Origin of the sequence: Paenibacillus sp. GCM10012306, assembly GCF_042649265.1 — a bacterium.
Lineage (GTDB): Bacteria > Bacillota > Bacilli > Paenibacillales > Paenibacillaceae > Paenibacillus_AQ.
In genome coordinates, this window is sequence record NZ_JBHRYW010000007.1 from 172269 (window position 1) to 186740 (window position 14472).

At 50.3% G+C, this 14472-nt stretch carries 14 protein-coding genes; 2 read left to right on the forward strand and 12 right to left on the reverse strand.

Translation table 11 applies throughout. The features are described from left to right. Nucleotides 1-22: 22 nt before the first annotated feature. From ACFORK_RS16660 to ACFORK_RS16705, 10 genes are all read right to left on the reverse strand, one after another. Nucleotides 23-505, reverse strand: coding sequence for a DinB family protein (locus tag ACFORK_RS16660; RefSeq protein ID WP_379200862.1), 483 nt, complete (start codon nucleotides 503-505; stop codon nucleotides 23-25). Beyond that, nucleotides 505-1677 carry an N-methyl-L-tryptophan oxidase gene (gene solA, locus ACFORK_RS16665; RefSeq protein ID WP_379200865.1) on the reverse strand — a complete coding sequence of 391 codons (1173 nt, stop codon included), beginning with the start codon at nucleotides 1675-1677 and terminating at the stop codon, nucleotides 505-507. The genes ACFORK_RS16660 and solA overlap by 1 nt, the downstream gene beginning before the upstream one ends. Nucleotides 1678-1679: 2 nt before the next feature. Beyond that, nucleotides 1680-2855, reverse strand: coding sequence for an amidohydrolase (locus ACFORK_RS16670; protein ID WP_379200867.1), 1176 nt, complete (start codon nucleotides 2853-2855; stop codon nucleotides 1680-1682). 51 nt (nucleotides 2856-2906) lie between these two features. Then, nucleotides 2907-3923 (reverse strand): LLM class flavin-dependent oxidoreductase, encoded by a 1017-nt coding sequence (locus tag ACFORK_RS16675; protein ID WP_379200869.1) that lies wholly within the window; start codon nucleotides 3921-3923, stop codon nucleotides 2907-2909. 12 nt (nucleotides 3924-3935) lie between these two features. Next, complete coding sequence (locus tag ACFORK_RS16680; RefSeq protein WP_379200871.1) at nucleotides 3936-4688, reverse strand: amino acid ABC transporter ATP-binding protein; 753 nt, start codon at nucleotides 4686-4688, stop codon at nucleotides 3936-3938. Further along, complete coding sequence (locus tag ACFORK_RS16685; protein ID WP_379200873.1) at nucleotides 4685-5395, reverse strand: amino acid ABC transporter permease; 711 nt, start codon at nucleotides 5393-5395, stop codon at nucleotides 4685-4687. The genes ACFORK_RS16680 and ACFORK_RS16685 overlap by 4 nt, the downstream gene beginning before the upstream one ends. Beyond that, on the reverse strand, nucleotides 5392-6177 hold the full coding sequence (locus ACFORK_RS16690) for an amino acid ABC transporter permease (RefSeq protein WP_379200875.1): 786 nt from the start codon (nucleotides 6175-6177) through the stop codon (nucleotides 5392-5394). Before ACFORK_RS16690 ends, ACFORK_RS16685 begins: the two co-directional genes overlap by 4 nt. 36 nt (nucleotides 6178-6213) lie before the next feature. Then, nucleotides 6214-7077: a transporter substrate-binding domain-containing protein gene (locus ACFORK_RS16695; protein WP_379200877.1), complete on the reverse strand. Its 864-nt coding sequence runs from the start codon at nucleotides 7075-7077 to the stop codon at nucleotides 6214-6216. A gap of 17 nt (nucleotides 7078-7094) precedes the next feature. Beyond that, on the reverse strand, nucleotides 7095-7601 hold the full coding sequence (locus tag ACFORK_RS16700; protein WP_379200879.1) for a GNAT family N-acetyltransferase: 507 nt from the start codon (nucleotides 7599-7601) through the stop codon (nucleotides 7095-7097). 115 nt (nucleotides 7602-7716) lie between these two features. Then, a complete protein-coding gene (locus ACFORK_RS16705; protein ID WP_379200881.1) occupies nucleotides 7717-8610 on the reverse strand; it encodes a LysR substrate-binding domain-containing protein in 894 nt (297 codons plus the stop codon). Between the two features lie 265 nt (nucleotides 8611-8875). Here ACFORK_RS16705 and ACFORK_RS16710 point away from each other — a divergent pair, with 265 nt between their 5' ends. After that, nucleotides 8876-9421 (forward strand): GNAT family N-acetyltransferase, encoded by a 546-nt coding sequence (locus ACFORK_RS16710; RefSeq protein WP_379200883.1) that lies wholly within the window; start codon nucleotides 8876-8878, stop codon nucleotides 9419-9421. A 492-nt stretch (nucleotides 9422-9913) separates the two neighbouring features. After that, complete coding sequence (locus ACFORK_RS16715) at nucleotides 9914-10567, forward strand: 3'-5' exonuclease (RefSeq protein ID WP_379200885.1); 654 nt, start codon at nucleotides 9914-9916, stop codon at nucleotides 10565-10567. A 71-nt stretch (nucleotides 10568-10638) separates the two neighbouring features. Here ACFORK_RS16715 and ACFORK_RS16720 read toward each other — a convergent pair whose 3' ends face one another. Both ACFORK_RS16720 and ACFORK_RS16725 read right to left on the reverse strand, forming a co-directional pair. Next, nucleotides 10639-11595: a 3'-5' exoribonuclease YhaM family protein gene (locus tag ACFORK_RS16720; RefSeq protein ID WP_379200887.1), complete on the reverse strand. Its 957-nt coding sequence runs from the start codon at nucleotides 11593-11595 to the stop codon at nucleotides 10639-10641. A 252-nt stretch (nucleotides 11596-11847) separates the two neighbouring features. After that, nucleotides 11848-14202 (reverse strand): FMN-binding protein, encoded by a 2355-nt coding sequence (locus tag ACFORK_RS16725; protein ID WP_379200889.1) that lies wholly within the window; start codon nucleotides 14200-14202, stop codon nucleotides 11848-11850. Between the last annotated feature and the right edge of the window lie 270 nt (nucleotides 14203-14472).

Here is a 14472-nt window from a genome sequence, read left to right on the forward strand (position 1 = left end):
TAATGTGCAGAGCTACTAACTGTTACTGCGCTTGAGATACCGCGGCTAAGGCCCCTTTTTTAATCCGCTCAATTTGACCCAAATGCGTCTGGACATGGTTGGTAAAGCTGGTTACGATATCAACAATCCGCACCTTGTCGCCTTTGAAATTAATACCACTCTTCTCCCACTCTTCTGCACTAAGCCGTCCAAATAGAAGACCGTTATACTGCAAAAGGCTGCGGAAAAGCTCCAGACTATCTCCGGCACTGCCTGCATTGGCATGCTGGCCACTCACCCATGCGTCCTGCCCGAATGCTGGGAGCTGCACCTTCGTATCGGCCAGAATGTCACGGATACGGAAGGAAATAACGATACTATGATCCGCCAGATGCGTTAGAACTTCTGTCACACTCCAGCTCTTCGGCTCAGCCTTCCATTTCAATTGTTCCTCGGTCAGACCTTCTATTGCTTGAACCAATTGCTGATGAGTGTTCAGGTAACCCTCTATATTCACAGTGCTCATTATGTCCCCTCCAAAATAACATTGTCTTCCGATTTCCTTCGCGTATCAAAACGCGATAGCGAAAACGGTTTGATCTCATGGCGCGAACGCCCGTCGGTAGCGAGGTCTGCCAAGATTTCGCCGACCACACTGGAAAATTTGAAACCATGTCCCGAGAAGCCTCCGGCTACCAGCACATGGCTGTGCAGCGGATGCCTGTCGATAATAAAATCCTCATCCGGCGAATGCTCATACTTGCATACCGCCCCCTTGAGCAGCCTTCCGGCTGCACCCGGCATATACTTCTCCAGCACCCGGCGCAGATCGCCTTCATCACTGTCCTCACTGCCGAACGGCAACAATTGCTCGCCCGGCTTCCACGGTAGCCCAGTATCATGCCGACCAATCTTGAGTCCAGCACCGCCGATACTCGGGAAGCCATAGAAGCCACCATCAGTCGTACCCAGCGTGAAGCCCGGGAAGGTCCCGGCAGCGAAATCCGGTGTGCTTTGAAACCAGCCAACCACCTTGCGGACAGCCTGGATCGGCAGATTGATGAAGGGTGACAGCGATTGAAACCAGGCTCCAGCGCTAAGAATTACGCTGGCTCCGTGAATGTCGCCATCCTTCGTATGGACGGTGACGCTCCCCTCTTGGGCAGTCACATCCAGTACTGGTGTATTCACCAGCAGCTTCGCACCATGAGCTAATGCAAGCTTACGGTACGCAGTAATACAGCGTTCGCTATATAAATAGCCTGCATCTGGCTCATACATGGCCTCGAAACGATCCGGTATCGTCAGCCCCGGCCAGCGGCGGTTGATTTCCTCCGCGGCGAGCCGCTCGACCCTCACCTTTCGCTGCTCCGCTTCATGAAGCCGACCACTGAAGGAATAGACGTAAGTGTCCGCGAGATTCAACACGCCGGACCTTACCAGCAGCTCCGTTCCGCTCTCTGCTTCTGCCTCTTCCCATAGCGTTTGCGCCCTGAGCGCAAGGTCAATATAAGCAGGATCCCCGCTATAAGCATGCCGGATCAATCGCGGCTCGCCGTGATGGCTACCTTCGGTATGTGGTGGATCGAATGCGTCAATCAAAAGCGTCTTAACACCTCTGCGGGCCAAATGATAACCGGCGCTCATTCCCATGGAGCCGGCGCCAACGATGATCACATCGTAGATCGGGCCAGCCATGCTCAGCCTTGCTCTTCCGTGGACAGGCGCTCCAGATAGCGCTTCGCGACATCTGTGAAGAATCCTGCAGTAAGCGGCAGGGCCCGTTCATCGAGATTGAAGTCGGGATGATGCCATTCCCGGGTTCCGGAGGTACCCATGAAGGCGAACAAACCAGGGACGACCCGTTGATAAAAGGCAAAATCCTCACCCGCAGGTGAAAGCTCCGGCGTCACCGCATTCAGTCCCAGCGCAGCTGCCGTCTCATTGGCCACCTGAGCCAGGGATTCATCGTTGATAGTCGGCGGCGGGCCTCCAATCCACTCCACAGTCGCCTTCGTTTCCAGCGCTGCTGCTATGCCTTCCGTAACTTCAACGAACCGTTTCAGAACTTTGGATCGCACCTCTTCAGTAAACGTACGAATTGTACCGCCGAGCACAGCCGTTTCCGGGATGATGTTCCAGGCGTTCCCACTATGCAGCTTGGTTACACTGATTACAGCGCTGTTCAGTGGACTTACATTACGGCTTACAACCGTCTGCAGTGCCGTAACGATATGCGCCGCTGCTACAATGGGGTCAATGCCTGATTCAGGCACAGCCGCATGCGCTCCGGCTCCAGTCACTGTTATTCTGAATCCATCGGCGGCTGCCATTAATGGACCGCCTTTGATACCGATCGTTCCCACCGGTAGCTCAGGCTTGTTGTGGATTCCGAAGACGGCGCTAACGCCTTCCAGCGCACCGCTGTCAATAATCTGCAACGCACCTTTTGCCTTCTCTTCGGCTGGCTGGAACAGAAAGCGGACCGTTCCTTTCAGTTCATGCTCCTGCTCCTTCAGCAGATACGCGGCTCCAATCAATGAAGCCGTATGAAAATCATGCCCGCAGGCATGCATCTTCCCCGGGTATACCGAGGCATACGGTAGCCCGGTCTCCTCCTGAATCGGCAAAGCATCGATATCGGCGCGCAGAGCAACTACCGGACCTCCTTGCAGACCGCCGACTTCAGCGATGACTCCGGTTTTCAGACCGTAATCTATAATTCTGATTCCTGCCTCTTCTAGCAGGGAGGTGATGTATTTCGTGGTTTCCACTTCTTCATGAGACAACTCAGGATGCCGGTGCAAATGCCGCCGGATCCCGGTTAACTGTTCACTTAAAGCTTCAGCCTGTGATACTGTAACTGGACTTGTCATGACCCTGCCTCCTTTTTAAAAAATGATATTAAGATTATAAAACCTGCACAGCTAAGCCTCAGCTGTCACTCCGGCCAGCGCTTCGCTCAGCAGTTCAAAAGAACGCAGCCGCTTCTCGAAGGGTTGCACATTCGTGGTGACGATGAACTCGTCAACACCGGATGCTTGTTGAAGCTGCAGGAGCTGTTCGCGTACAGATTCCTGGGTCCCTCTCAGAATTACAGCTTCTTTCTCTTCAATTGTGTATTCTTCTTGGCTCTGGCGGATAAACTCATCAGCCTGTTCCTGACTGGCCACAGTCAGCGACTTTCCGCTGGCCAAATGAATTTTGTAGAGCTTCAGCGCACTGCTCAGCTCTTCAGCTTCTTCAGCAGTGTCGGCCACAACTAGCGACAATCCAATAATGGCTTGCGGCTGCTTGCCATTCGAGATATTAAAGCCGTTACGGTACGCCTGAATTGCCTCGATCGCCACCTCTTGGTTCCCGTTGATGAACAGGGAGAACACATAAGGCAGACCCAGCTCTGCGGCAATTTCCGCACTGGCGACACTTGCGCCTAGCACATACAGCTCAGGCGGAGACGCTGGTATCGGACCAGCCTTGATCCCGAACAGCGGATGATCTTCCTCAAGCGTGTTGTGTACATATTTCTCCAGCTCTACGATTTTCTCCGTCAAAGACGCTGTTCCGGGAGTTCCTTGCTGCAGCGCCTGCGTACTGCGTGGAAGTCCTCCGGGTGCGCGTCCGACACCTAGATCCACCCGGCCCGGAGCCAGAGTGGCCAGCACATTGAAATTCTCCGCCACTTTGTAGGGGCTATAGTGCTGCAGCATGATACCACCTGAACCGATGCGGATGCTTTCGGTCTTGGCCAAAAGATGCGAGATCAGCACCTCCGGTGAAGAACCTGCTACCTGTTCAGAATCATGATGCTCTGATACCCAGAAACGGCGAAATCCCAGTCGCTCGGACAATTGGGCCAGAGCAATCGTATGATGAAGAGCTTCCTCTGATGTCTCTCCTGGATAAATCGGGCTTTGGTCTAATACGCTTATCGTTATCGTCATGGGAAATACCTCCTAAATGGAATAATTGAGTTCCGGTGTAATTCGTTTCAGGAACTGCTTCGTTCGTTCTTCACGCGGGTGGTTAAATACCTCGCCAGGCGTGCCTTCCTCAACAATGACGCCACCGTCCATAAAGACCACGTGGTTTGCCACATCCCGGGCAAAGCCCATTTCATGCGTCACGACAATCATTGTGATGCCTTCCTTGGCGATTTTGCGGATAACGGATAGTACTTCGCCCACCAGCTCCGGGTCTAGCGCAGAGGTCGGCTCGTCAAACAGGATGACTTCGGGCTCCAGCGCCAGCGCACGGGCAATACCGACACGCTGCTGTTGTCCGCCAGAGAGCTGGCTGGGATAAGCGTCCAGCTTATTCCCGAGGCCTACTTTCTCCAACAGAGCAATACTCCGCTGTTTGGCATCCTCCTTGGGAAGCTTTTTCACCACCAGCAGTCCTTCCATCACGTTCTCCAGAGCTGTCTTATGTCTGAAGAGATTGTACTGCTGAAAGACCATTGCCGTTTTTTGCCGAAGCTGGTGAATATCCTTCTTGCGCGCATGTTTGCAGTTCACGCTGAAATCGCCAATGGCAATCTCGCCATCACCGGGCTTCTCCAGGTAATTCACGCAGCGCAGCAGCGTCGTTTTCCCCGAACCACTGGGTCCCAGAATAACGACAACCTCGCCTTTGGTCACCGTCAAATTAATGTTATTCAGTACCTGATTTCGGCCAAAAGCCTTCGATATATTCGACAGCTTGATCATACTACTCCACCTCGATTGTACAGATTGATCCGTTTTTCGATCACAGCAGTCAGACGCTCGATGAGCACCGTAAGTCCCCAGAAAATAAGCGCCGCTGCGACATAGGCCTCAAAAAACTTCCAGTTCGTTGAAGCGACGATCTCTGCCTTGGCGTTGATGTCCACAACTGATACGGTAAAGGCCAGTGTTGAACCATGCAGCATCCCGATAACAGAACTGGACAGATTGGGCAGACTAGCAGCCAGCGCCTGTGGGAATACAATCCTCCTCAGGGCCTGGGGTGTAGTCATGCCTACGGAATGAGCTGCTTCAAGCTGTCCTTTATCCACTGCCAGCAGACCGGCACGGACTACTTCGGACATATAAGCACCCGCAGTGATGGAGAACGAAATATAGGCAAAACCGATCATCGGCATGTTAACCGACCGGAAGCTCCATCCGAAGTAAGCCGACAACCCGTCAATCAGTACCGGGAGTCCAAAATAGATCAGCAATAAGTGCGTAAGCATCGGGGTTCCGCGGATAAAGGTGACATAACCCACTGCAATGGGATAGAGGACCGGCACCCTGTAAATACGAATCAGAGCCACCGCCGTACCGATGATGAAACCAACCAAAACGGATACAACCGTGATATATAGTGTCGTTGGCACGGCGCCCAGCAGCTGCACGAAGGCGGTCCATATAAATGACGGGTCCAGCTTCACAGGCCGACGCCTCCTTTACCAGATTCCAGCTCGGCAATGATACGCCGGAAGGATTTGTTCTTTTGAATACCAAACGTTCTCTTCTCCGGACTGTTCCGCACCTCATGTCGCATCAGGCGACGTTCCGCCACGAGCAGCAGCTTCTCGATCGTAAAGCTGATGACCAGATAAATCAGTGCAAGCGCGAGGTAAGCCTCGATAAAATGCTGTGTCAATGAACCCAGCGTCTGCGCCTTACCCGTCATTTCCATAACCCCTAGCGTAAAGGCCAACGAAGTATCCTTCAGCAGGGCCAGAACGAGATTGGAGAAGACAGGTACGGCAATAGCTAACGCCTGCGGCAATATAATTCTTGTAAATGCCTGAAAACCGGTCATACCCGTGGCATATGCAGCCTCTACCTGCCCTTTGTCCACAGCCATCACGGAGGCGCGAATCATTTCTGACATGAACGCCCCCGTGTGCAGGCCATAGGTCAGAATGACAAAGAATAGCACCGGTGCCCGTGTGACATCAATATGGACAAGCTTCAGAATTTCAGGCAGCCCGTAATAGAACAGGAACAATTGAATCAGCACCGGGGTCCCCCGGAAAAAAGAAATATAAATCTCCGATAAGGTCTTCAGTACCGGTATCTTGTACAAACGGGGAAGGGCCACGAAAAACCCAACAATGACCCCGGAAACCAATGCACAGGCCACTATCAAAAGCGTGATGCCTAAAGTGGACAGCAGCTTTGGCAAAAACGATAAAACAAAACTTATATCAAACGGCGCACCCATTAAGACACCCTCCCTTCCCCTGTGTAGGGGTGCTGATTAGTTTACTGCGTCAGAAGTCACATCCGCGCCAAGCCATTCCGTGCTCAGTTTTTTCAGTGTCCCATCTGCTCTCAGTTCCTTGATCGCTCCATCAATCGCATCGGACAGCTTCTGCTCATCGGCATCATTTTTACGGAGCACGTACAGAATGTCAGCGGAGGACAGTCCATCGCCCACGGCCTTTAGCTTGTTCTGCGGGTCAATCACCGGCAGTACAAAATCTGCGGCAAGCGTTGCATCCACCCGTCCAGTGGTTACCTGATTGACGGTATCGTTAGCTGCTCCATTTTGGTAAACAATATCGATAGCATTATCATGGTCCTTGTTATAGTTCTCCAAGATCTGCGCCTGTGCGCTGGTCGCTCCGACCAAGACTTTTTTGCCTTTGAGATCATCCAGTGATTTGATAGAATCGTTCGACTTATCTACTACGACCCGGTTTCTCCAGTGTCCATAAGCTTCTTTGTTGAACAGATATTTTTCTTCACGTTCCGGGTTCTTCTCCATAACGTGCGCTACCAGATCAATCTTCTTCGTCTCCAGACTCAGTAGCAGGTTGCTAAAGTCCATAGTCTGGAACTCGAACTCGTATTGCGGCAAACGCTCGTCGATAGCTTTCAGCAGCTCCACATCAAAGCCTGTCAGCTTACCGTTCTCGTCAATGAAGCAGACCTTTGGAAATTTGGTGCCTGTCCCCACAATAATTTTGGTTACTGGTGTGGCAGCGGCCGCCTCTGTCTTTCCACCTTCAGGTGCTGCAGCCGAATTTCCTTCCTTGCTGTTACTGCTGTTGTTCGAGCCGCAACCCGTGGCTGCCAGTGCCAATACTAGTATCGATGTCAATGCGAATGTCTTCTTCATCTTTATTTCCCCTTTTATTAAATAGTCTGTTGTTGGTACTTCAGCGTTTTTTTCAAAAGATACATCAAGCCGTCCCCGTCTCGTCCTTCCAATTCCATGAATCGTTCGTATCCGCGCCGCTCATACATCTGAACCAGCCAGGGATGCTTCTTGGCTGTTGCCAGCGTCACAGCAGAGGAGCCCAGACGATCATAAATGATATGCTCTTCCACCCAATCCAGCAGCTTGCCTCCATAGCCCTGCCCGCTATAATCCGGATCGACGGCGAACCATTTGACGAAAGGGATGCCTGTGTGCTGACTGATCTCATCTCCCTTGGAAAGGGTGACTGTCCCCAGGATGGCTCCGTCCTTCTCTAATACATAACACTCATTGAGCGTTACATTCTCTTGGACCAGAGCCAGATCGGCGGTTGCTGCCGGCCAGTGCAGCCCGAGCTCACGGATCAGATGATAGGCGCGATATATAATATCTACCAATTGCTCCGCATCCTTGAGATCTGCCTGTCGAAATACCTCGCTCATCCTCTGTCCTCCCCACCTTTTTAAATTTATAATCCCCATCGATTTAGTAGTGATTATGTGCAATTAACTTTATCACCGCATAACGGCCATGCGCTAATAGAGTTTTTCTATTCATTTATACAATTAGTTGATTCTTCGGACTTACCGCGCCCTCTTCTAGCAATGTGGCAATGAATTCGGCGTTCTCACCATTCAAGGTAATAAGGCTGGTGCGCAGGGATATACCTGCGGTCTCGGCAATTTGCACGGGAATCAGCTTCCCGGCAGCCACTTCTTCCTCTGTGCTGAGGGCTGGCAAGAAACAAATTCCGGCTTTCTTGATCACCAGCTTCTTGGCTGTCTCCAGATTATCTACTTGATATAAAATATTCGGCGGTTGTTCCAGACTCTCAAAGACACGATGCAACCGCAGCCAATCCAGCGACCCGCACTCGAAGAACACGAGCGGCTCATTGCGGATATCCTGAATCGAAGCTCGCCCCACACCAGCCAAACGATGACCTTCATGAACATATAGAGAGATCGGATCGTCACAAAATGGGTAGGCTTGAAACGCCGGATTCACAACCTTGCGGATAAATGCAAGATCAATATCTTTTGACTTCAGCTTCTCAATCAGATGCTCGGTGGAGGCTGTCGTCACTTTGAAGTTCATATGTGGATAGCATTCTTTGAGATGAGGTAGTAGACGTGGCAATAAATAATTGGCGACCGATATAGTACTGCCAATGCGCAGCTCGTTGGGAATTCTACCCTTGGATTGCAGCTGATGCTTGCCTTTCTGATAGGTCTGCAGGATTTGCTGTGCGTACGGAAGAAATTGTCTGCCTTTATCCGTAAGATGGATTACTTTGCCCAGCCGGTCGAACAGCCTGCTATCAAGCTCCCGTTCGAGAGACTGAATGCGAGCCGTAACCGTAGGCTGAGAGATAAAAAGGACATCCGCTGCCTTGTTAAAGCTGCCATAATGATTGATATAGACAAAGGCTTCAATATTTTCGATGTTCATTTGAGCTCCCCCATTCACGTTTGTGACAATTTCAATTATTCCAATGGATTAACAATGAATTAAGACCGTAACGACCTATAGAGATTTTGTATCTATCTTAGTCATCCCTTATTTTTTTGTCAACGAATTTTCATTTTTGCTTTTATTACAAATTAAATTTTTCTATATAACAATCAAAATTGTTAAATACCACTTATATCTATCGGGTTTTAGTATTATAATTACTTTTACAATATAGAATGTAGCCAAACAAGGGAGGCACCGTATGGGACATATACATGAAGTGAGTGTTCGTGAAGCCACAGCGCAAGATCGTGAGGCTATCGCCGAATTGATGCTGGAGGCTTACAGCCAATATGCAGCTGTTCTACCGGAAGCAGCCTGGATAGCATATAGCAGCTCCATTAGGGAATCCGCCTACGGGGACCTGCCTGAAGCACGGATTATTGCCGAAATAGATGGGCAGATTGTAGGCAGTGTGCAGTTGTTTCTCTCCTCAGAGGCCGCTTACGGCAAGCCTGAGCTTGGCATCGAGTCACCCATTATCCGCTTGTTAGCGGTCGCTCCCAATGCTCGAGGACGGGGAATTGCTACCCTTCTCATTCAGGAATCGATACGGCGCAGCCTCGAACTTGGAGCAAGTACCCTGAATCTGCACACCTCCGATATGATGGCGACGGCGATTCAGCTGTATGAAAAGCTGGGCTTCCAGCGGGCCTATGAGACAGATATTGATAACGGGGATCATCTCGTTAAGGGCTTCCGCCTGGATTTGGATCAGCTGCAATTCCGGCAGAATGCCGTATCTTAAGGCGTACCTTCGGCCCTGGCAATCAAGGGTTGCCTTTCCTGCCAGAAAGTATTTTTCTGGACATCACTAACCACTGTGCATCATACACAAAAGAGTACTCCGCAGCCATCCAAGGCTTGTGGAATACTCTTTTTTTATTAGATAAAGATGAACAAAAGAAAGTAACGAAAAGCGAGGAGGAACGAAGGGGGAATTTTGGAACTGTAGGAGCGATAGCGACCGCCTGAAAGCTTTCCGCAGGAAAGCTAGCATCGTAAGCCTACGCTGTTCCCGGATTTCAACCGCGAACAGCGATACAATTGAAAGAAATCTGGGGACAACAGCGGCTGGAAGTCCAAACATTCCACCGTAGTGACGACCGAGCCTTACGTTCGGTTCTTAAGTTCGTCTTATATAGCGTTTGAATCGGAACGTATTTTCTGGCAAAATTGAATCTATGACATGCAATGCTACGTTAAGGAGCGTCTACATAATAGAAAAGGGGCTTTACCCATGGATTTTACAGCAATCGATTTTGAAACGGCCAATTCTAGCAGATCCAGTGCCTGCGCACTGGGACTTGTAGAGGTTCGCGGAGGCATCATCACCGCAGAGCACTCCTGGCTCATTGATCCGCAGCAGCGGTTCGATGGTTGGAACATCGCCATTCACGGCATTACCCCGTCTATGGTAGATGGACAGCCTACTTTTTCCGAGCTTTGGCCTACGCTGGAACCACTGCTGCAGGGACAGATTATTGTAGCCCACAACGCTTCTTTTGACATGAGCGTTCTGCGTTATTGCCTTGACGGTGCTTACCTCGATTACCCCGCATTTCAATATCTCTGTACCTATGTGCTGGGCAAAAAAATGCTGGGAGATCTGCCCTCCCATAAGTTGAACGTGATCTCTGAGCATTTTGGCATCCCGCTCAAGCACCATGACGCTCTTGATGATGCCCGCGCCGCAGCTTCGATCCTGCTAAAGCTGATGGAACAGGAAGAGCAGCATGACCCGTTGCTCCTGGCCGGCACGCAAGGGTATGCGAGCGGAACGATGTATCCCGGTGGATACACCCCCTTCTCGGCTCCCAAAAAGCCGAAGAAGAGTGTGCGCAAGAAAGACAGTGTTGGCAGATCGGCCTCTTCGCTGAACTCTTTTATATAACGCTCTTCTCTAATTTCATCTATCGTGTCAAAAAGAGAACCCCCGACGCATTCGCCGGGGGTTCTCTTTTATCAAATTTTCAGCCGGTAGACCGCTTTGTTCTCTAATCCCCGGATGAATGGTGTCCATTCCTCCGTCTCAGGCGTCGTATCCAGCGCGTCTTCTACCATTTGTAGTTTGGCATCCATCGCATCAATATGATGCAGGGCCACCGCCTCGGCCGTTTGCGGCTGAACAGGGCTTCCCCATTCACCCAGATTATGGTGCGACAAGACCAGATGCTGCAACGCCATCACCTTTTCCGATTCCAAATCAATGCCCGTGCGGATCGCCGCCTCTGTAATCCAGTTGGAAGCCATGGAGATATGTCCGATCAGCTTGCCCTGCACGCTATAATCCGATACGATCCCGAGCTGTGAGATCATCTCCTCCGGTTTGGCAATATCATGAAGAATGATACCCGCTTTAAGCAAATCCGGGTTCAGGAACGGACGCTGCTTGCAGAGAAAGTCACCAATCTCCAGCATACGAACCATATGATAGGCAAGTCCGGCGAAGTAGGCATGATGATGCGTTTTGGCCGCCGGATAATGCGTAAGTTTCTCTTCCACTTTGCCGACACAAAAAGATACAATGGCAGCGATCTCTGGATCGGCAATACTGTTCATCACATTCTTGATTGTATGAATCAGATCTACGGGCCGAATCGGGGCAGAGCGGATAAAATCCGTCAGCGCTATACCATCGGCTTCATTCACCAGTCGGATCTTCGTAATCTTAACCTGTAGCTTCTCGCGATACGTATGAGCAATCCCCCGAATCTTTACCAGCGACATCGGAAAAAAGGTTTCTTTGTCCGCCACGCTAACATCCCAATACTTCGCGGTCAGCTGTCCGCTGGAATCGCCTAGAACAATATCAAAATAATCCTTTGGAGGAGTACCGTTTGTTTGTTTGACTGCCAGTTCCCGCAAGATATAATAGCCGACAAATTCATCCTGTGGAGCCAGTTGTTTAATAAGTGTCATGTTGAAGCCTCCCATTAATAACAAGCCTGGGGCCTGCTGTATATATTACTCTTAGACACTCACCTCCTGAATCCCTTTAAAAGTATTATATTACCGTCTGCCTGCTAATTTGTCCAAAAGTTATAAGCACCACGAATGCAGCCAAATTCAGGGTTTCATTGGCTAGTATATCTAGAATAAATAAACCAAAAGGGGGCTGCCCCAGACCGCGTGACTGGCCTTGGACAACCCCATATAACAATTTATTACGCCTTATTTACCCGCAGCTTCAAGCGCTGATTTGATCGCTTCTACTGCCTTCGCGGATATTTCCTTTTCTGCGTCATTATTTCCGAACGCCGCCGCCCGGTATCCATACTTATGCAGACCCTGGGTTGAGCCGCCTTCAATCTCAGTCTTCACCGCTCTTTCGGCCTCGTTTAACTGAGCTTCGGTGCGGGTATTACCGTTTTTATCGAGATAATACACCATCATTTTTACAGGAACGCCATATTTCGTGGTCACCATCACATTAACGGTTTTATCGTTACTTACGCCAATAAAGATCCCATCGAAATAAGCAGCCTTTTCCTTCTCTACAATCTCCGCTTTACCGTAAGCTCTGTCCACCGCAGCCTTCAGTGCTACACTGCTGCTGGTAGCGCCTGAGATGGCATCCACCTCTTGCGCGCCTTCTCTAGTGCCTGCTGCCAGGAACTTTTCAGTCAATACCGGAATAGCTTTGACAACCTCAGGGTAAGCAGCTGCTCCTCTATCTACAAGGTTCATCGCTACACGATAAAGAGCGACATCTACGATTCTGCCATTGCGCAGTGTAACATCTGCTCTGTTGGAGCCTTTGTCATACGCGTTGCCGTATGCGGTGAACTTGCCATCTTTATACGCGCCTTGTTCTTTGGACGCATTGGCCAGTGCGTCGGTCAGTGCAGCTCTTGCTGCTGCTGATAACTCTTCCTGACCTGCAATGTCCGTAAGTTCAACGCCTTTAGCCACCAGATCCGCTGTCAGACGATCTACGATTGATTTCTGATCGGCAGTCAATTTATCGTCGGCAATCAGCTTTTTGTCTGCACTGAACAGACTCAACTTCACGCCAGTTACTTTATCTCCTGCAAGATCCACCAATAGAAGAACTTTGGACCTGTTATCTACACCTGCAAATTTTCCGTCAAAATATTTCTCTTCGCCCTTGTCTTTCTGGGCCTTCTCGAAGGCTCTTTCAATCGCCTGATTCCAGCCATGGCTGCTCTCAGTAGCTCCGGAGACTCCGTCAACCTTCTCATCATAATTAGCGATATAAGACCCGTTTGCCAGGAACTTTGCTGTCATTGGAGCGTTGGCTTTAACAACGTCAGCATAAGCGGTATTGCCTCTGTCAATCAGATTGGAACCCAGTCTGTATAGCTTCACATCGACCAGCTTGCCATTACGAATGATTACATCCGCTCTTTCTACACCAACGCTTCTTGCTGTGCCGTAAGAAGAATAGAAGCCGTCGATATAGGCAGAAGAATTATCAATCTTGGCATTTTGCTCCGCATCCCAGAAAGCATTGACCGCAGCCTTGAAATCACCTTCCAATCCGGCAACAGGTTTGGCGGCTGTTCCGCTACCCAGCAGGGCAGGCGTAATCGCTGCTACTGTAGCTGTCTGTTCCGGTGTAAAAGCTTTCTCTTCCACGATGTCACCAGCACTGTTCAGTGGATATACCTTCACTGCTGTCAGCTTGTTCTCATCATAGGTGGAGAATACAGCATATTTTCTTTCTGGATCAATCCCCATATGCTCACCGGAAAAATACACCGCATCGGCCGGCTTCACCTTCAATGCACGTTCAAAAGCTCTATCCACGGACAATTTCCAGCCATCGCTGGTCCGTGTTGCACCAGATACGGCATCCACATCAGCGGCTTGGTCTCTTGTTTTGCCAAGCAGTCTTTCATGCATCAGCTTATAGGCCTGCCATACGCCGCTGTAATTGTACCGGGCATCACGGTCAATCAAGCTCGGACTAGTTCTCATCAACTCGATATCGGTAATCTTGCCGTCCTTGATGGCAATTTTGACGCCTTCTGTACCTTTAGAGTAGGCGTTACCGTAAGCCACATAGATCCCGTCTTCATAAACGTTCTCTTGAACAGTCACAGGCTGCGGTGTTGCCACAGGCTTAGCTGTTGCAGCCGGAACAGGGGTAGCCACTGGTTTAGCCGTTGCAGCCGGAACAGGAGTAGCCACAGGCTTGGCGGTTGCCGCAGGTCCGGTTGTTGCTGCAGGCTTGGCCGGGGTTGTCACGACCGGTTTGGCAGATGCTGCAGGCTGGACTGTCGCTGCCGGCTTTACAGTAGGCTGCGGTGTTGCTACTGGCTTCTCTGTTGGTTTCGGTGTTGGTTTAACCGTTGGTTTTGGCGTTGGCTTAGCGGTTGGTTTCGCCGCAGGCTCCGCTTTAGGAGTTGCCGCAGGCTTGGCAGGTGCTGCTGGTGCTTCCTCCGAAGCAGCAGACACTGCGTCCACTTTGAGGTTCAGAGCGGGAATGTTAAGCGTGTAAGCGAATGGCGACAGCAGTAGTGCTGCGCTGACAGTCAATGATATTAACTTTTGTTTTTTCAATCTGTATTCTCCTTTACCAAGTCCCCAGTAGTATGTAGCTCTTTATTAAATAAATCTGATCATAGCGCTTTCATCCCTTTCTTATGAAGAACTTCGCGCCTCCTCCATAAGAGCCCATCCCCCCTCTCCGGTACCTGAATTAAATCGTCCGCCGTCCATTAGAAAATGTCTATTAGTACAAAGGTGAATTAATTCACATAATTAGTTAAAAGCCTCTCAGCGGCAATTTCTGGCTTGATGTTATCAGACTCCTCTCCTTGTTCTCTGTAA